Raw genomic sequence first — 16,871 nt, forward strand, 5'->3', positions numbered from 1 at the left:
GATTACCGCAATCGTAAGCTCCCGCCCAAACCGCGAACGCGCAGAGTAGCGGACGCTCAGTCGCGATCGGCCAGCGTCACTTCGATGCCACCGACAATGTCGGTGGTCAGGTTGTAGATGAACGCGCCGATGGTCGCCATCGCCGTCAGCAGAACGATGTTGACCAGACCGATCAGCGCGGCGCCGCCGAATATCGTTCCACTCGACACCAGCTCACCGCCGGAGCTACCGCTTGCGCTGGTCAGCAGGTCGCCGACGTTGCTGTTCAGCTTGCTCCACACACCCATGCCGCCGAGCACCAGGTACAGGAACGCGACCGCGATCATCCAGACGAAGAACTGGGCGACGGACAACACCGCCGACACCTTCAGGACGCTCCACGGGTCCACCCGGCGGATCTGCATGCTGGCGCGCACGGGGCCCTGATGGCGGGCCACCTGCACCCGGCCTGCGGGCCCACCGGCAGGCCGGCTCACCGGTTCCTTCCCGGGGCGATCCGGGGCCGACTTGCGGGGCGCCGGGCGCGGTGCACCGCCGGACAGGTCGGGAATCTCGCTGGCGTACTGATCGGGTCGTGCTGGTGCGTCGGGCCGTGAGGGTGCGTCGGGCCGGACAGGCGCGTCGGCTCGGGCGGGCGCCTCGGCGCGAGCGGGCGCCTCGGGCCGGGTGGGTTCGGGTCGCGCTGGCGCTTCCGGTCGGGCGGGCGCGTCGGGCCGTGCCGCCTCGGGCGGATCGGCCCATCCTGCACTGTCCTGCTCCTGCGCAGGGGCGCCTGCCGCGCCACCGGACAGGAACCGGTTGAGCCGGGCATCCACGCCGGGGGAGTGCCCCGGTGCTCCGCTGCCGGCGCGCCGGGCTGCATCTGGACGCGCGGACGAGTCCTGCGGGCGGTTCGCAGGCTTGGCCGCCCGGCCCCGCTGCCACGGCGGCACCTCGGTCGGGTCCGCGATTCTCTCCGGACTCGATGCGCCGGATTGCGGACCGCGCGGCGCGCCGCCACCCGCCGCGCCGCCCTCGGGGCCCGAACCGGAGCCGTTCCCGGCCCCGTCGGCCGCGCGGGGATACCCGGGCTCGTTCGGTGAAGTCACCTACGGCTCCTTACTGGCTTACTGGTCACGACTGTGGGCTACTCACCTACGTCGGTGTTGACCTCGTCGGTGCTGTCGCCTTCTTCCGCGTTGCGCGCGATGGCTATCAGTGTCGTGCCCGTCCCCAGGTTCATCAACCGAACGCCCTTGGTCTGACGCCCGGCCTTACGTACCTGGCGAGCCGCCGTCCGGATGACACCTCCACCCGAGGTGATGGCGTACAACTCTGTGTCGTCATCGACGATCAACGCACCGACAAGACTGCCACGCCGCTTGTCGAACTGGACCGTCAGCACCCCTTTGCCACCGCGACCCTGGACGGGGTACTCCTCGATCGCGGTGCGCTTGGCGTAACCGCCCGCGGTTGCGACCAGCAAGTACGTACCTTCACGCACCACGTTCAGCGACAGCAGTCGGTCGTCGGTGTTGAACCGCATGCCCTGCACACCGGACGTCGCCCGGCCCATCGGACGCAGTGCCTCGTCGGTAGCTGAGAAGCGGATCGACTGGCCCTTGGCGGACACCAGAAGCAGGTCCTCCTCCGAGGAACAGAGCACCGCGCCCACCAACTCGTCACCGTCGCGCAGGTTGACCGCGACGATGCCGCCGGTGCGGTTCGAGTCGAAGTCGGTCAGCTTGGACTTCTTGACAAGACCGTTGCGGGTGGCCAGCACCAGGTACGGCGCATCCTCGTAGGTCTTGATCTGGATGACCTGCGCGATGCGCTCCTCCGGCTGGAAGGCCAGCAGATTGGCGACGTGCTGGCCGCGCGCCGTGCGCGACGCCTCCGGCAGGTCGTACGCCTTGGCGCGATAGACCCGGCCCTGTGTGGTGAAGAACAGGATCCAGTCGTGAGTGGAGCAGACGAAGAAGTGGTTGACGATGTCGTCCTGCTTCAGGCCTGCGCCCTGCACACCCTTGCCGCCGCGTTTCTGGCTGCGGTACAGGTCGGACTTGGTCCGCTTGGCATAGCCGGTCTCGGTGATCGTGACGACGACCTCTTCGCGAGCGATCAGGTCCTCATCGGACACGTCACCGTCGGCGGCGATGATGCGGGTGCGGCGGTCGTCGCCGTACTTGTCGACGAGCTCCTTGAGCTCGTCGCGCACGATCGCGCGCTGGCGTTCCGGCTTGGCCAGGATGTCCTCGAGCTCGGCGATCTCGGCCTCGATCTTGGCCAGATCGTCGACGATGCGCTGGCGCTCGAGAGCGGCCAGCCGGCGCAGCTGCATATCGAGGATGGCCTGGGCCTGGATCTCGTCGATGTCTAGCAGGTCGATCAAGCCCTGCCGGGCGACGTCCACGGTCTCCGACGCCCGGATGAGCGCGATGACCTCGTCGAGCGCGTCGAGGGCCTTGACCAGACCGCGCAGGATGTGGGCCCGTTCGTTGGCCTTGCGCAGCCGGTAGGTCGTGCGCCGCACGATGACGTCGAGTTGATGGTTGACGTAGTGCCGGATCAACTGGTCCAGCCGCAGTGTGCGCGGCACACCGTCGACGATCGACAGCATGTTGGCGCCGAAGCTGGTCTGCAGTTGGGTGTGCTTGTAGAGGTTGTTCAGCACCACCTTGGCCACGGCGTCGCGCTTGAGCTCGACGACGATGCGCAGCCCGACGCGGTCACTGGACTGGTCCTCGATGTTCGAGATGCCGCCCAACTTGGCGTCGCGAACCTGCTCGGCGATCGAGGTGATGAAGTTGTCGTGGTTGACCTGATACGGCAGTTCGGTGATGACGATCCCGGTGCGTCCCCGACTGTCTTCTTCGATCTCGCAGACACCGCGCATGCGAACCGACCCCCGACCGGTCCGGTACATGTCCGAGATGCCCTGCGATCCGACGATGAGGCCGTAGGTGGGGAAGTCCGGACCCTTGACGCGCTCGCAGACCGCCTCGAGCGTTGCTTCTTCATCGGCTTCGAAGTTCTCCAGGCACCAGAACACCGCCTCGCCGAGCTCGCGCAGATTGTGCGGCGGCATGTTGGTGGCCATGCCGACCGCGATGCCGCCCGAGCCGTTGGCGAGCAGGTTGGGGAACCTGCTGGGCAGGACCGTCGGCTCCTGTACGCGCCCGTCGTAGTTCGGGACGAAATCGACTGTCTCCTCGTCGATTTCGCGGAGCATCTCCATCGCCAGCGGAGTGAGTCGCGCCTCTGTGTAGCGCATGGCGGCCGGCGGATCGTTACCCGGCGAGCCGAAGTTGCCCTGGCCGTCGACCAACGGATAGCGCAGCGACCACGGCTGGGCCATACGGACCAGGGTGTCGTAGATCGACGAGTCGCCGTGCGGGTGATAGTTACCCATCGTTTCGGCGACCGAGCGCGCCGACTTCGTATGTCCACGGTCCGGCCGGAAGCCGGAGTCGAACATGGCGTACAGCACGCGGCGGTGCACAGGCTTGAGGCCGTCGCGAACCTCGGGCAGTGCGCGGCCGACGATCACGCTCATCGCGTAATCGATGTAGCTGCGCTGCATCTCGTGCTGGATGTCGACCGGCTCGATGCGATCGCCTGCTGCGTCGCCCGGCGGCAACGTGGTATCAGTCATGTGGTTTCAGCCCTATGTATTGAATCGTTGCGGATCAAACATCCAGGAAACGAACGTCTTTCGCGTTGCGCGTGATGAAACTTCGGCGCGCCTCGACGTCCTCGCCCATCAGAATCGAGAACAGCTCATCGGCGGCCGCCGCGTCATCCAGGGTGACCTGGCGCAGCACCCGCACCGACGGATCCATTGTGGTCTCCCACAACTCCTTGGCGTCCATCTCACCAAGACCCTTGTAGCGCTGGATGCCGTCGTCGACGTTGATCTTCTTGCCCGCCTTCTTGCCGGCTTCGAGAAGGCCGTCGCGCTCACGGTCGGAATAGGCGAATTCCGGTTCAGTGCGTTGCCATTTCAGCTTGTACAGCGGCGGCTGCGCCAGGAAGATGTGGCCGTTTTCGACCAGCGGCTTCATGAACCGGAACAGCAGCGTCAGCAGCAGCGTCGAGATGTGCTGACCGTCGACGTCGGCGTCGGCCATCAGCACGATCTTGTGATACCGCAGCTTGGCGAGGTCGAACTCGTCGTGAATGCCGGTGCCAAGCGCAGTGATGATCGCCTGGACTTCAGTGTTTTTCAGCACCCGGTCGATGCGGGCCTTCTCGACGTTGATGATCTTGCCGCGCAACGGAAGAATCGCCTGGAACATCGAGTCGCGGCCGCTCTTGGCCGAGCCGCCTGCGGAGTCGCCCTCCACCACGTACAGTTCGGACTTGCGGGGGTCGGTGGACCGGCAGTCGGCCAGCTTGCCGGGCAGCCCGCCGATGTCGGTGGCGCTCTTACGGCGCACCAGTTCGCGGGCCTTGCGGGCGGCCATCCGCGCCTGCGCCGACGAAATCGCCTTATTAATAACGGTTTTCGCTTCAGCGGGATTGGCCTCGAACCAGTGGCTCATCTGCTCGTTGCAGATCTTCTGGACGAATGACTTGACCTCGGTGTTGCCCAGCTTGGTCTTGGTTTGGCCCTCGAACTGCGGCTCAGCAACCTTCACCGACAGGACCGCGGCCAACCCCTCGCGGATGTCGTCGCCGGTGAGGTTGGTGTCCTTCTCCTTGAGTAGCTTCTTGTCCTTGGCATACTTGTTCACCACGGTGGTCAGCGCGGCGCGGAAGCCTTCCTCGTGGGTGCCGCCCTCGTGCGTGTTGATGGTGTTGGCGAAGGTGTGCACCGACTCCGAATAGCCGGCGTTCCACTGCATCGCGATCTCGACCTCGTGGCCTTCGCCCTTGCCAGAGAAGTCGATGATGCTCTGGTGGATGGCCGATTTCGTGCGGTTGATGTGCTTGACGAAGTCGACCAAGCCTCCGGGGTAGTGGAAGGTGCGGTTCTTGACCTTGTGCGGACCCGCCGCCTCGGCGGCCTTCTCCTCGGCCGACTTCGGGGCATCGGCTGTGTCGCTGACGACCTCTTCGGTGACAGCCGCGGCGGCTACCCGTTCGTCGGAGAGCGTGATGGTCAGCCCCTTGTTGAGGAAGGCCATCTCCTGCAGGCGCCGCGCGACGGTCTCGAAGTCATAGTTTGTGGTCTCGAAGATGGCGGGGTCCGCCCAGAACCGCACCGTCGTTCCGGTCTTCCTCGTCGTATCCCCCTGCTTAAGAGTTCCGGGGACGGCCTTGTCGTATGACTGGAACCACTCGTGTCCGCCGACCGAGATGTCCACTTCGAGCCTGGTCGACAGCGCGTTCACCACGGAGACGCCCACGCCGTGCAGACCACCACTGACCGTGTAGCCGCTGTCCTCGCCGCCGAACTTGCCGCCGGCGTGGAGCTGGGTCATCACGACGTCGACCGTCGGTGCACCGCTGGCATGCATTTCGACGGGGATGCCGCGGCCGTCGTCTCTGACCTCGACCCCACCGTCTTCGAGGATCCGCACGTCGACTTTGGTCGCGTAACCGGCCATGGCCTCATCAACCGCGTTGTCGACCACCTCCCACACCAAGTGGTGCAGGCCGCGCTCGCCCGTCGAGCCGATATACATGCCGGGACGTTTGCGGACGGCCTCCAATCCTTCGAGCACGGTGATGGAACTCGCACCGTATTCTTTCTTCTTGGCAGGCGCGGTCTTCTTAGCAGCAGCCACGGGCGGAAGCTTCCCTACTCTCTTTTTGGGGGTGGGCTCTGGCGGTGATCTGTCACCGCCGGCAAGTCATGTAACCACTCTACCGTCAACGACCGTCAGGACCGATTCTGAGGCGGCGTTTCTACATACCTATTCGCGCCGTCCGGCGAATTTTTCGGTCCGAGGTGCGTCAAGACGCTTGAGGAAGGCCCCCGTGGCTTTCTCGCGGCTCTGAGCCAACGGCGAGAACACGGCTTCAGCCGTACGTGTCCCGCGGCCCCCGGCCGGCGATGTGATAGCGGCCCTTGCGCCAAGACGGCCCCGTCGGCCCCACGATCTTCAGTGACTTTACGACGCCGTCGCCGACCGCCGCAGCGATCTTCGCGAGTAGTTGCGCCTGCACCATTCTCAACTGGGTGGCCCACGCCGTGGACTCCGCCGAAACCGTCAGCACACCCTCCTGCAGCGAGATCGGCGCCGCATGCGCCGCGATCTGTTCGCCGACCACCGCCTGCCAGCGACCGAACACCGCGCCCTGGGCGACCTGATCCGACCAGCCCCGGTTGCGGGCCACATCGCGGGTGACCGAAGCCAGCAGTTGCGGGTCGCGGGAGTCCGGGCCCGGACCCGACCAGCGCCTCCTGCTGGAGCCTGCGACCTTGCGTGGCTGCGAGCTCCGGCCGCCGCGGCCCACATCCTTACCCTGGCTGCGGGCCGCGCCGCGCGCCTCCTCCAGGGTGCGTCGCACCAGATCCATGCCCTTTAGATGGGCAAGGTGTGCCGGCGGTTCCGCGTCATCAGTCATCTTCGGCTTCCACCCGTGTCGTTGTGGCCCGTACTTCTGAGATCCGGCCGGTGTCGTCGTCGTTCATGACGATCTCGATCTTGCGCGCATCCCAGTCCTGCGGGATGTCCTCGTGCACCGCCGCGGTGATCAACACCTGCTCGGCCGATGCCGCGACATTGGCCAGCGCCTGCCGACGGGCACTGTCGAGTTCGGCGAAGACGTCGTCGAGCAACAGCACCGGATCACCGCCCTCGGCGCGCAGCAACTCGTAGGCCGCCAGCCGCAGCGCCAACGCCATCGACCACGATTCGCCATGGCTTGCAAAGCCTTTCGCGACCTGATCGCCGAGGCGTAACTCCAGATCGTCACGATGGGGCCCCACCAGGCAGACGCCTCGTTCCAGCTCGGCGTCCCGTCGGCGCGCCAGCGCATCGAGCAGAGCCGCCTCGAACAACTCGGCGTTACCGGTTCCAGCGTCGGCCTCGCGTTCGACGACCTCCACACCGCTTCGGTAGCGGATGGCCGCGGGCCGCGACGCGGGCGCCAGCAGTTGATAGGCCTTCTCCACTTCGGGTGCCAGTTGGTTGACCAGGTCGACGCGCGCGGCGATGAGCTGCGCCCCGTGCGCGGCGAGGTGACCGTCCCAGACATCGAGGGTTTCCAGTGCGCTGCGGTCGCCGCGATACCTCGCACCCGCCGCGCTCTTCAACAGTGCCGTCCGTTGTTTGAGCACCTTCTCGTAGTCCGCCCGCATCGCGGCAACCTGCGGGCGCCGGATGGTGGCCAATTCATCGAGGTATCGGCGGCGCTCGCTGGGGTCCCCGCGCACCAGCGCGAGATCCTCCGGTGCGAAGAGCACCGCCCGCAGAACACCGAGGATTTCGCGTGCGCTGCGAACGGGGGAGCGGTTGAGCCGGGCTTTGTTGGCCCGCCCGGCGTTGATCTCCAGATCGACGGCGAGTTCGCGACCCTCGTTCACGACGATGGTCGAGACCACCGCCCGCTGGGCACCGGCCCGGATGAGTGGCGCGTCAGTGCCGACGCGGTGCGAACCCAGCGTCGACGAATACCAAAGAGCCTCAATGAGATTGGTCTTACCGAAGCCGTTCGGCCCGACGAATACCGTGCGGCCCGGCTCCAGGTCGATCTCGACCCGGGCCCACGACCGGTAGTCCGTCAGCGCGAGGCTCCTGATGTACAACTATCCGGACTCGCTGATCCTCTTCACGGCGTGCCCGCCGAACTGGTTCCGCAGAGCCGACACCGCCTTCATGGTGGGGGAGTCGTCTTGCCGGGACGCGAACCGCGCGAACAGGGACGCCGCGATCACCGGCATCGGGACACGGTGGCTGATGGCTTCCTCCACGGTCCACCGGCCCTCACCCGAGTCTTCGGTGTAGCCGCTGATGTCGACGAATTTCGGATCTTCCTTGAGTGCCTTGGCCAGCAGCTGTTGCAACCAGGACCTCACCACGGTGCCGTTGGTCCACGCCTGGATGACGGCTTGGGTGTTCTCGATCAACTCTTCGGCCGCCAGCAACTCATATCCCTCGGCGTAGGCCATCATCAGGCCGTATTCGATGCCGTTGTGCACCATCTTGGCGTAGTGACCTGCGCCAACGGGCCCGGCGTGGACGAATCCGTCGGCAAGTTCGCCCGGCGGCCGCAGCGTCTCGAAGATCGGCATCACCTGGGCGACGTCCTCTTTACTGCCGCCCACCATGAGGCCGTACCCCTCGGCGAGTCCCCAGATACCGCCGGACACGCCGGCGTCGATGAACTTGATTCCCTTGCCGTCCAACAGCTTCGCGTGCGGACCATCTTCTGTGTAGCGGGAGTTACCACCGTCGATCACCAGATCGCCGGGGCTCAGCACGTCCGCCAGCGACTTGATGGTCTCGTCGGTGATCGATCCGGACGGCACCATCACCCACACCACCCGCGGCGCATCGAGAGCCTCCGCCAGTGCCGCCAACGTCGGTACGTCGGATACCTCGGGTCGGGGGTCATAGCCGATGACCTCGTGCCCGCCCTCGCGCAGGCGTTCACGCATGTTGAAACCCATTTTGCCCAGGCCGACCAGACCTAATTGCATGTGCGCCCCTGTCGTGGCGTCAGGCCGGTCAGCCCGGAAGCCGCACCGGCATCAATAGATAGACGTAATCGGTCTGCGCGGCGGGGAAGGGCCCCGTCGCGCCGACACTCTCATCATCTTCACCCGCCGGACGCAACACTGCGGGACGGCTGGGTGTCGTGAAGCCGAATGTCACGCGCTCGGAGTGCAACGAACCCAGCCCGTCCGTGAGATAGGTCGGGTTGAACGCGATGGTCAACGGTTCGCCTGCGAACACGACCGGCAGATCCTCTTCGGCGCGGCCGACGTCATCCGCGCCCGCCGACAACCGCAGCACATCGTCGGCGAATTCCATGCGCACCTGCGCACCGCGATCGGCGACGAGGGCGACACGTTTGATGGCTTCGGTGAGCTCGGCGACACCGATGGTGGCGATGGCGGTGTGCTCGGTCGGTAGCAGCTGGCGGAATTTCGGGAACTCGGCGTCGAGCAGGCGCGTGGTGCTGCGCTTGCCGTTGCTGCGAATACCCAACAAACCTTCCTTGCCGACGTCGGAGCCGGCGCCCAACGACAAGTGCACATCGGAACCGTCGGAGCCGGCCTTGGCGGCTTCGGCCAGAGTCTTGGCCGGGACCAACACCGCGGCCTCCATGTCCGCCGACACCGTTGACCACGTCAGCTCCCGAACCGCGAGGCGGAAGCGATCGGTCGCCGCCAAAATTACGTTCTCGCCGGAAATCTCGACGCGGATGCCGGTGAGCATCGGCAACGTGTCGTCGCGGCCGGCGGCAACCGCCACCTGGCCGATCGCCTCGGCGAAGAGATTCGCCGAAACGACACCGGTCTCGTCGGGCAGCGCGGGCAGCGTCGGGTAATCCTCGACAGCCATCGTCGGCAGCGAGAACCTGGCGCTACCGCAGGTCAACGACACCCGGGTGCCCTCGACGCTGACATCGACGGGTTTGGCCGGCAACGCCCTGGTGATGTCCGACAGGAGTCGACCGGACACCAAAACGCTTCCAGGAGAAGCTATTTCCGCTGCGACCTGCACCTCGGCCGAGACTTCGTAGTCGAATCCCGAGATCGTCAAACCCTCATCGGAGCCGGTGAGAAGCACACCCGCCAGCACCGGGACGGTCGGCCTGTTGGGCAGATTACGAGCCACCCATGCCACGGCGTCGGCGAAGTCTTCGCGCACCAGACGGAACTTCAAATCGGTGACACCAACAGTTGTTGTCGTCACGTCCATACAGTCCCTTCGATCAAAAAGACAATTAGCGCTAAGCAGCGGTTTCCTGGTGTCTCAACACGTCTGAAGACCTATGCGTCGTGACGACCGTAACGGCTGTCGCTGAACACCGTAGAGCTTTCGGCTCCAACTTGAAAGCTAATCGATCGCGCTGACATCTGGTTCGTCGAACCGCTTCTCCGGACAGGTTTTGATGTGTTCCCCAGCAGGCTTCTTCTAAGAACTTTCTAGATAGATTTATAAGCAACAGTAATAGGGCCTGTGCACGTTGGGGATGAAGCGGTGTCTGCGCTGCATGCCGGTGGTGGACCACTGTGGGATTCCTGTGGATCAGTGTGGTGTTGTTGTTCAGCGCCTGTGGACACGGCCGCGGTTGTGAAACAAGTGCGGGGTCATGCCGGGGTTGATCCCAAGTTGTCCACACCGGTGTGCACAACCGGAGCATGTGACAAGTGATGCCGGCGGTACGGAAGTTTTTTCGAGATTTGTCGGCACACAAGGGTTTTTTGGACGCGCGCATGCGGGTTTGTGCGATCCGAAGGTGTGCGTTGTCGAGTCGAAGCGGGGCGTCAGCGCCTGGAGCGCTGCCGGATTCGAGTCGTCAGTTCCTTCACGTGATCGAAGACCTCACGGCGTTCTGCCATCTCGCCGCGGATCTTCTTCTCGGCATACATGACAGTCGTGTGGTCGCGGCCGAACGCCTGCCCGATCTTGGGCAACGACAGATCGGTGAGCTCGCGACACAGATACATCGCGATCTGTCGGGACTGTGCCAGCGCCCGCGTCTTCCCGGGCCCGCGCAACTCCTCGAGAGTGGTCTCGAAGTACTCGGCAGTGGCCGCCATGATCGCGGCGGTACTGATCTGCGTGGTGGTCGCATCGGAGATCAGGTCGCGCAGCACGATCTCGGCGAGCGACTTGTCGATCGCGGTCTTGTTCAACGATGCGAACGCGGTGACGCGGATGAGGGCGCCTTCGAGTTCGCGGATGTTGCGTTCGATGCTGCTGGCGATTAGCTCGAGAACGTCGCCGGGGACATCGAGGCGATCCATCTGCGCCTTCTTGCGCAGAATCGCGATGCGGGTCTCGAGTTCGGGAGGCTGGACGTCGGTGATCAGACCCCACTCGAAGCGGGTGCGGAGCCGGTCCTCGAGGGTGGCCAACTGTTTGGGCGGCCGGTCCGAGGAGATGACGATCTGCTTGTTCGCGTTGTGCAGGGTGTTGAAGGTATGGAAGAACTCCTCCTGGATACCTTCCTTGCCCTCGATGAATTGAATGTCATCGACCAGCAGCACATCGATGTCGCGGTAGCTGCGCTTGAACGAGGCTTTGCGATCGTCACGCAGTGAGTTGATGAAGTCGTTGGTGAATTCCTCGGTCGAGACGTACTTGACGCGCATACCGGGGAAGAGCCGCTGGGCGTAATTTCCGGCCGCGTGCAGCAGATGAGTCTTGCCCAGGCCGGACTCACCCCAGATGAAAAGTGGGTTGTAGGCCCGGGCGGGCGCTTCCGCAATCGCCAGTGATGCGGCATGAGCGAACCGGTTGGAGGCGCCGATGACGAAGGTGTCGAAGGTGTAGCGACGGTTCAGGTTGACCGAGGTGGCGTCGTCGGCCATGGCGTTCTGCGCACGGGCGGAGAAGTACGTGGGCCAGCTTTCCTCGGCGCTTGCCCGCGCCGCCTGATCCTCGTCGATGTCGTCATCGTCGGGGTCTGTGGCCGGACCCGACAATCCGTTCATGCCCTCATCGGGGTCGTCGGTTTCGGGGGCGGCGATGCGGACACCGAGTTCCACGCGCTGGCCGAGCTGACGGCTCAGTGCGCTGATGATCGGCTCACGGAGGTGTCGCTCGATCTCGTTCTGAACGAACGGCGTCGGAACCGACAAAAGCGCAAAGCCCTCGGTGATGACGAGAGGTTTGACGAGCTTCAGCCACGCCCTTTGCTGCGGCGTAAGAACCGGGCCGGCGTCACCGTTCGCCACTCCGACCGCTTCGATGTCGCCGTTGAGTTCGGCTACGACCGTGTTCCATACGGCCACGAATGGAGGATCGGGGTCAGCAGTCAATGACGCGTACCCCCTCGCGGCCGTTTCAGGGAAGGCCAAAGGAACGAAGACGAACTGTCCACATAGTTATCCACAGGTTGTGGAGACAGGACAGCCGTCCTCGTTCTGTTGTCTACGGGCTGGAACGCCTCGGGCCGGGGCTCGTCACAGGAGATGGTGCGGTCTGTGGGCTCGCGACTTGGTGGGCATCCCCGCTTCGTTGTCCGTCGCCGTTTCGTTATCGAAACGGCATTGGCAGAAGCTAACAGTTTTCTCGTCGGGTGCCAACCGTTCTGCAACATTGTTTGGGGGTTCATTTCGCTGCGCCGGAACACCGTGACGGCTGTGGCGAATGTGAAGTTTTCATCACGGCCGAAGCGGGCCCGAGCGCGGTTTGACCTAGGGAAATCTCGTCAGTACCCTCGAACAGTCGCCCGCACGTGGCGGCACGGCTGCGACCCAGCATCGTTGTGGAGCACGCGCCGGCTAAGCGAGACGGACGACTTACCAACGGCAACCGCGTCCCACCTGCATGACTGTGCACCGGTGCGGACGCGGACGCCAGACGGAAACGAGGAGAAACAGCCGTGGCCAAGGGCAAGCGGACTTTTCAGCCGAACAACCGGCGCCGCGCGCGTGTGCACGGATTCCGGCTGCGGATGCGGACCCGGGCAGGCCGGGCCATCGTGTCGGGCCGGCGGACCAAGGGTCGCCGCAAGCTCACTGCGTGAGTCCGAGCAGGATTTAGCGGTGCTTCCGGCGAGGTACCGGATGACTCGGTCGTCCGAGTTCGGTGCCACGGTCAGCCAAGGGGTGCGGACAGTGCAGCCCGACCTCGTCGTGCACACAATGCGTCACCCGGGCGACGACGACGGTCCTCGCATCGGTCTAGTTGTCTCGAAATCCGTCGGCAACGCAGTCCAACGCCACCGCGTCTCTCGACGGCTGCGTCACGTGGCCCGCACGGTCATCGGCGATCTCCAGCCGACCGACCGCGTCGTGATCCGGGCGCTCCCCGGTAGTAAGCACGCGATCTCGGCGCGACTCGAACAAGAACTCCGCACCGCATTGCAGCGAGCGCAACGCAAGAGCGGGGCTCAGCGGTGAAGCGATCGATCGGTGCGTCCGTGGCGCGGCCGTTGATCTATGTCATCCAGCTTTACCGGCACATGGTTTCGCCGCTGCGGCCGGCAACCTGTCGCTTCATGCCGACCTGTAGTCAGTACGCGGTCGACGCACTCACCGAATATGGCGCGGTGAAGGGTGGATGGCTGGCGCTTGTGCGGCTGTTGAAATGCGGGCCGTGGCATAGGGGAGGATGGGACCCGATACCGGAGCGTCGCGGCGGTGCGCATGAAGAGTGCGGGGACGCAGCTGACGACCGGCTAGATCTGGACGCAGCCGACGGTGTGCGGGCTTCCCGCGCATCGCGAGCAGAGAGCGAGACGCGTGTTTAACTGGTTCAGCCTGGACATCATTTACTACCCGGTGTCAATGATCATGTGGGTCTGGTACAAAGCGTTCTCCTTTGTACTCGGGCCGTCGAACTTCTTCGCGTGGGCGCTGTCGGTGATGTTCCTGGTGTTCACCTTGCGCGCCATCCTCTACAAGCCGTTCGTCAAGCAGATCCGCACGACGCGTCAGATGCAGGAGTTGCAGCCCCAGATCAAGGCGCTGCAGAAGAAGTACGGCAAGGACCGCCAGCGGATGGCGTTGGAGATGCAGAAACTCCAGAAGGAACACGGGTTCAACCCGATCCTCGGATGCCTCCCGATGCTGGCCCAGCTGCCCGTGTTCCTCGGGCTCTATCACGTGCTCATGTCCTTCAACCGGACCCAGACCGGGATCGGCCGACTGGGGCTGTCGGTGGAGGAGAATCGCTCGCTGGGCAACTACTTCTTCAGCGCGACGGACGTCAGTCACTTCCTCGACGCCAACCTGTTCGGCGCACCGCTGGGCGCGACGATGATCCAGCAGCACGGCCTGGAAGCGTTCACGGAGTTCAACCGGATAGCGGTCATCGCTGTCGGCGTGCCGATGATGATCCTGGCGGGCTGCGCGACGTACTTCAACAGCCGCGCGTCGGTTGCCCGTCAAAGTCCTGAGGCGGCGGCCAATCCGCAGACCGCGATGATGAACAAACTCGCGCTGTACGTGTTCCCGCTCGGCGTCGTCGCCGGCGGACCGTTCCTGCCGCTGGCCATCATCATGTACTGGCTCGCCAACAACATCTGGACCTTCGGTCAGCAGCACTACGTGTTCGGAATGATCGAGAAAGAAGAAGAGGCCAAGAAGCTCGAGGCCAAGGAACGCCGCTCGCTGAACGCACCAGCGCCGGGCGCCAAGCCCAAGAAGCAGACCAAGTCGACGGCCGAGCCCAGCGAGATCACGACGACCGACGCTGTGGAGATCGACGAGACGACGACGGAGAACGGTTCGGTCGACGGCAAGGCGGCAGGCGCCAGCCCGGGGAAGACCGTGTCGGGAAACGGCAGCCGAAACGCACGCCCGAGCGCGACGCCACGACCGGGCGCTCGGCCCAAGAAACGTAAGCGCTGACAACCCAGATCAGGGGAGCGCGTGGGGCCACCCGCGGGGAGCGGGACAACCCCGAAGACAACCGGTGCGAGACCGGAGATGAGGGAGAGACACAGATATGACTGACGCTGATACGACAGAGCGCAGCGAGGAATTGCTCGACGACGAGACGGGCGAGGCGACACCCGCACCCGGCCCGGAGGATCTGGAAGACCGGTTGGTCGCCGAGGGCGAGATCGCGGGCGACTACCTCGAGGAGCTGTTGGACCTGCTGGACTTCGACGGCGATATCGATCTGGATGTCGAAGGCGACCGCGCCATCGTCAGCATCGACGGCGGCACCGACCTGAACAAGTTGGTCGGCAGGAAGGGCGAGGCGCTCGACGCGCTGCAGGAGTTGACGCGGCTGGCGGTGCACCAGAAGACGGGTGAGCGGAGCCGGTTGATGTTGGACATCGCGCGCTGGCGCCGGGGGCGCCGCGAGGAGCTGGCCGCGTTGGGCGACAAGGTCGCGCGGCGGGTGCTGGAGTCGGGCGAGCGTGAGGAGCTGTCGCCGATGACGCCGTTCGAGCGCAAGATCGTGCACGACGCGGTCGCCGCGGTGGATGGCGTGCACAGCGAGAGCGAAGGCGTCGAGCCGTCTCGCCGGGTCGTCGTTCTCGTCGACTAAGCGGAATCAGAGTTACATCGGTGTAGTTCCTTGTCGTCGGCCCGCGAAGATCCGGAGGATGTTTCACGTGAAACATGACGAGGTATCGGCGGCCCCGAAGTCCGCGGATACCTTGTTCGGATCGGGTCTGGCTAAGGCGAGGCGCTACGCCGAGATCTTGGCCGGCACCGGAGTGGAGCGCGGCTTGATCGGCCCGCGAGAGGTCGAGCGGCTGTGGGAGCGGCACCTATTAAATAGTGCCGCGATCGCCGAACTGCTCCCCGAAGGTTCCCGGGTCGCCGACATCGGTAGTGGTGCGGGGCTGCCCGGGATACCGTTGGCGGTGGCTCGCCCGGACCTCCGGGTGACGTTGATCGAACCCCTGCTGCGGCGCAGCGATTTCCTTCGCGAGGTCATCGACGAGCTCGAGATCGACGTGACGGTGGTGCGCGGCAGAGCAGAGGAGCGGGCGGTGCGGGAACAGGTGGGGGAGATGGACGCGGTGGTTTCCAGGGCGGTGGCGTCACTGGACAAGATTGCGAAATGGAGCATGCCGCTGCTGCGCCCCGGTGGCGAGATGCTCGCCATCAAGGGAGAGCGTGCCGAAGATGAGGCCCGCGAGCACCGGCGTGTGATGACGTCGCTCGGGGCCTCCGATGTGAGGGTGATCAAATGCTGCGCGGATTTCTTGGATCCACCCGCGACCGTCGTCGCGGCGCGCCTGGGGAGCCCGGCGGACCGCCGCCCGTCCGACAGGAGGCGGGGATGAGCCGCGACATGGAGGCCGGGAGCGCGCAGCGGCCGAATGTTTCACGTGAAACACAGCAGCCTGAAACACAGCAGCCCGATGTTTCACGTGAAACGTGGGACGGCGCCACGCCAGCCCCAGCCGACGCGGCACCCGATGCGTGGCCCGACTCACCCACCGCGGACACACCGATCGCCGCCGAAGCGGAGCGGGCGGTGCGGCTGCTGGACGCGGCGGCCAAGAGCGGACTGCCCCGCCCGGAGCGCCAGCGCGTCTTCACGATCGCCAACCAGAAGGGCGGCGTCGGGAAGACGACCACCGCCGTGAACATCGCCGCCGCGCTGGCGCTGCAGGGACTCCAGGTTCTGGTGATCGATCTCGATCCGCAGGGGAACGCCAGCACCGCACTCGGCGTCGAACACCGCGAGGGGACGCCGTCGTCCTACGAGGTGCTGATCGGCGAGATCCCGTTGGAGGCCGCGCTTCAGCGCAGTCCGCACAGCGAGCGACTCTATTGTGTTCCGGCGACCATCGACCTCGCCGGCGCCGAGATCGAGTTGGTCAGCATGGTGGCGCGTGAGGGGCGGTTGCGTTCGGCGCTTGCCGGGCTCAAGAACCACGACTTCGACTACGTCTTCATCGACTGCCCGCCGTCGCTGGGGCTGCTGACGATCAACGCTCTCGTGGCCGCGCCGGAGGTGCTGATCCCGATCCAGTGCGAGTACTACGCCCTCGAGGGTGTGGGGCAGCTGCTGCGCAATATCGAGATGGTCAAGTCGCATCTGAATCCGGACCTCAATGTCTCCACGGTGATCCTGACGATGTACGACGGACGGACCCGGTTGGCCGATCAGGTCGCCGACGATGTCCGCGCCCACTTCGGCAACAAGGTGTTGCGAACCGTCATCCCGCGCAGCGTGAAGGTGTCCGAGGCGCCCGGTTACGGGATGACGATTCTCGATTACGACCCCGGTTCGCGGGGCGCCATGAGCTATCTGGACGCCAGCCGCGAAATCGCGGAACGCCGATGAGCGCTTGCGCGAAGAGCATGAACCCGATGAGCGCTTGCGCGAAGAGCATGAACCCGA

General features: G+C 65.0%; 15 protein-coding genes. 7 read left to right on the forward strand and 8 right to left on the reverse strand.

The window, feature by feature from the left end; genetic code table 11:
* Window positions 1-56: 56 nt before the first annotated feature.
* From AB4Z42_RS14800 to dnaA, 8 genes are all read right to left on the reverse strand, one after another.
* Complete coding sequence (locus AB4Z42_RS14800) at window positions 57-1,088, reverse strand: DUF3566 domain-containing protein (protein WP_442009936.1); 1,032 nt, start codon at window positions 1,086-1,088, stop codon at window positions 57-59.
* Between the two features lie 38 nt (window positions 1,089-1,126).
* Window positions 1,127-3,634 (reverse strand): DNA gyrase subunit A, encoded by a 2,508-nt coding sequence (gyrA, locus tag AB4Z42_RS14805; protein ID WP_442009937.1) that lies wholly within the window; start codon window positions 3,632-3,634, stop codon window positions 1,127-1,129.
* A gap of 34 nt (window positions 3,635-3,668) precedes the next feature.
* Entirely contained in the window at window positions 3,669-5,711 is a 2,043-nt protein-coding gene (gyrB, locus tag AB4Z42_RS14810; protein ID WP_442009938.1) for a DNA topoisomerase (ATP-hydrolyzing) subunit B, read from the reverse strand.
* A gap of 235 nt (window positions 5,712-5,946) precedes the next feature.
* On the reverse strand, window positions 5,947-6,495 hold the full coding sequence (locus AB4Z42_RS14815; RefSeq protein ID WP_442009939.1) for a DUF721 family protein: 549 nt from the start codon (window positions 6,493-6,495) through the stop codon (window positions 5,947-5,949).
* On the reverse strand, window positions 6,488-7,678 hold the full coding sequence (recF, locus tag AB4Z42_RS14820) for a DNA replication/repair protein RecF (protein WP_442009940.1): 1,191 nt from the start codon (window positions 7,676-7,678) through the stop codon (window positions 6,488-6,490). The genes AB4Z42_RS14815 and recF overlap by 8 nt, the downstream gene beginning before the upstream one ends.
* The gene (gene gnd / locus AB4Z42_RS14825; protein WP_442009941.1) at window positions 7,679-8,572 is read right to left on the reverse strand and encodes a phosphogluconate dehydrogenase (NAD(+)-dependent, decarboxylating); all 894 of its coding nucleotides are present in this window, start codon (window positions 8,570-8,572) and stop codon (window positions 7,679-7,681) included.
* A 28-nt stretch (window positions 8,573-8,600) separates the two neighbouring features.
* Window positions 8,601-9,800, reverse strand: coding sequence for a DNA polymerase III subunit beta (dnaN, locus tag AB4Z42_RS14830; protein ID WP_442009942.1), 1,200 nt, complete (start codon window positions 9,798-9,800; stop codon window positions 8,601-8,603).
* Between the two features lie 569 nt (window positions 9,801-10,369).
* Window positions 10,370-11,869, reverse strand: coding sequence for a chromosomal replication initiator protein DnaA (gene dnaA / locus AB4Z42_RS14835; RefSeq protein WP_442009943.1), 1,500 nt, complete (start codon window positions 11,867-11,869; stop codon window positions 10,370-10,372).
* Window positions 11,870-12,435: 566 nt separating this feature from the next.
* Here dnaA and rpmH point away from each other — a divergent pair.
* The 7 genes from rpmH to AB4Z42_RS14870 all read left to right on the forward strand — a co-directional run bounded on the left by rpmH (window position 12,436) and on the right by AB4Z42_RS14870 (window position 16,814).
* Entirely contained in the window at window positions 12,436-12,579 is a 144-nt protein-coding gene (gene rpmH, locus AB4Z42_RS14840) for a 50S ribosomal protein L34 (RefSeq protein ID WP_442009944.1), read from the forward strand.
* A gap of 19 nt (window positions 12,580-12,598) precedes the next feature.
* Window positions 12,599-12,955, forward strand: coding sequence for a ribonuclease P protein component (gene rnpA / locus AB4Z42_RS14845; RefSeq protein ID WP_442009945.1), 357 nt, complete (start codon window positions 12,599-12,601; stop codon window positions 12,953-12,955).
* Window positions 12,952-13,305, forward strand: coding sequence for a membrane protein insertion efficiency factor YidD (yidD, locus tag AB4Z42_RS14850; protein ID WP_442009946.1), 354 nt, complete (start codon window positions 12,952-12,954; stop codon window positions 13,303-13,305). The genes rnpA and yidD overlap by 4 nt, the downstream gene beginning before the upstream one ends.
* Before the next feature lie 37 nt (window positions 13,306-13,342).
* A complete protein-coding gene (gene yidC, locus AB4Z42_RS14855; RefSeq protein ID WP_442010051.1) occupies window positions 13,343-14,407 on the forward strand; it encodes a membrane protein insertase YidC in 1,065 nt (354 codons plus the stop codon).
* Window positions 14,408-14,504: 97 nt separating this feature from the next.
* Window positions 14,505-15,056, forward strand: a complete 552-nt coding sequence (locus AB4Z42_RS14860; RefSeq protein ID WP_442009947.1) for a Jag family protein — start codon at window positions 14,505-14,507, stop codon at window positions 15,054-15,056.
* Window positions 15,057-15,114: 58 nt separating this feature from the next.
* Window positions 15,115-15,804, forward strand: a complete 690-nt coding sequence (rsmG, locus tag AB4Z42_RS14865; RefSeq protein ID WP_442009948.1) for a 16S rRNA (guanine(527)-N(7))-methyltransferase RsmG — start codon at window positions 15,115-15,117, stop codon at window positions 15,802-15,804.
* An 8-nt stretch (window positions 15,805-15,812) separates the two neighbouring features.
* Window positions 15,813-16,814: a ParA family protein gene (locus tag AB4Z42_RS14870; RefSeq protein WP_442010052.1), complete on the forward strand. Its 1,002-nt coding sequence runs from the start codon at window positions 15,813-15,815 to the stop codon at window positions 16,812-16,814.
* The last annotated feature ends 57 nt before the right edge of the window (window positions 16,815-16,871 follow it).

The sequence above is a fragment of the Mycobacterium sp. 2YAF39 genome (assembly GCF_052114565.1).
In the GTDB taxonomy this organism is placed as follows: Bacteria; Actinomycetota; Actinomycetes; order Mycobacteriales; family Mycobacteriaceae; genus Mycobacterium.

Bases quoted from the DNA above. Each gene is read 5' to 3' on its own strand.
- gyrA (WP_442009937.1), bottom strand. From the start codon at position 3,634: ATGACTGATACCACGTTGCCGCCGGGCGACGCAGCAGGCGATCGCATC.
- AB4Z42_RS14815 (WP_442009939.1), bottom strand. From the start codon at position 6,495: ATGACTGATGACGCGGAACCGCCGGCACACCTTGCCCATCTAAAGGGC.
- gnd (WP_442009941.1), bottom strand. From the start codon at position 8,572: ATGCAATTAGGTCTGGTCGGCCTGGGCAAAATGGGTTTCAACATGCGT.
- dnaN (WP_442009942.1), bottom strand. From the start codon at position 9,800: ATGGACGTGACGACAACAACTGTTGGTGTCACCGATTTGAAGTTCCGT.
- yidC (WP_442010051.1), top strand. From the start codon at position 13,343: ATGATCATGTGGGTCTGGTACAAAGCGTTCTCCTTTGTACTCGGGCCG.
- AB4Z42_RS14860 (WP_442009947.1), top strand. From the start codon at position 14,505: ATGACTGACGCTGATACGACAGAGCGCAGCGAGGAATTGCTCGACGAC.
- rsmG (WP_442009948.1), top strand. From the start codon at position 15,115: ATGTTTCACGTGAAACATGACGAGGTATCGGCGGCCCCGAAGTCCGCG.
- AB4Z42_RS14870 (WP_442010052.1), top strand. From the start codon at position 15,813: ATGGAGGCCGGGAGCGCGCAGCGGCCGAATGTTTCACGTGAAACACAG.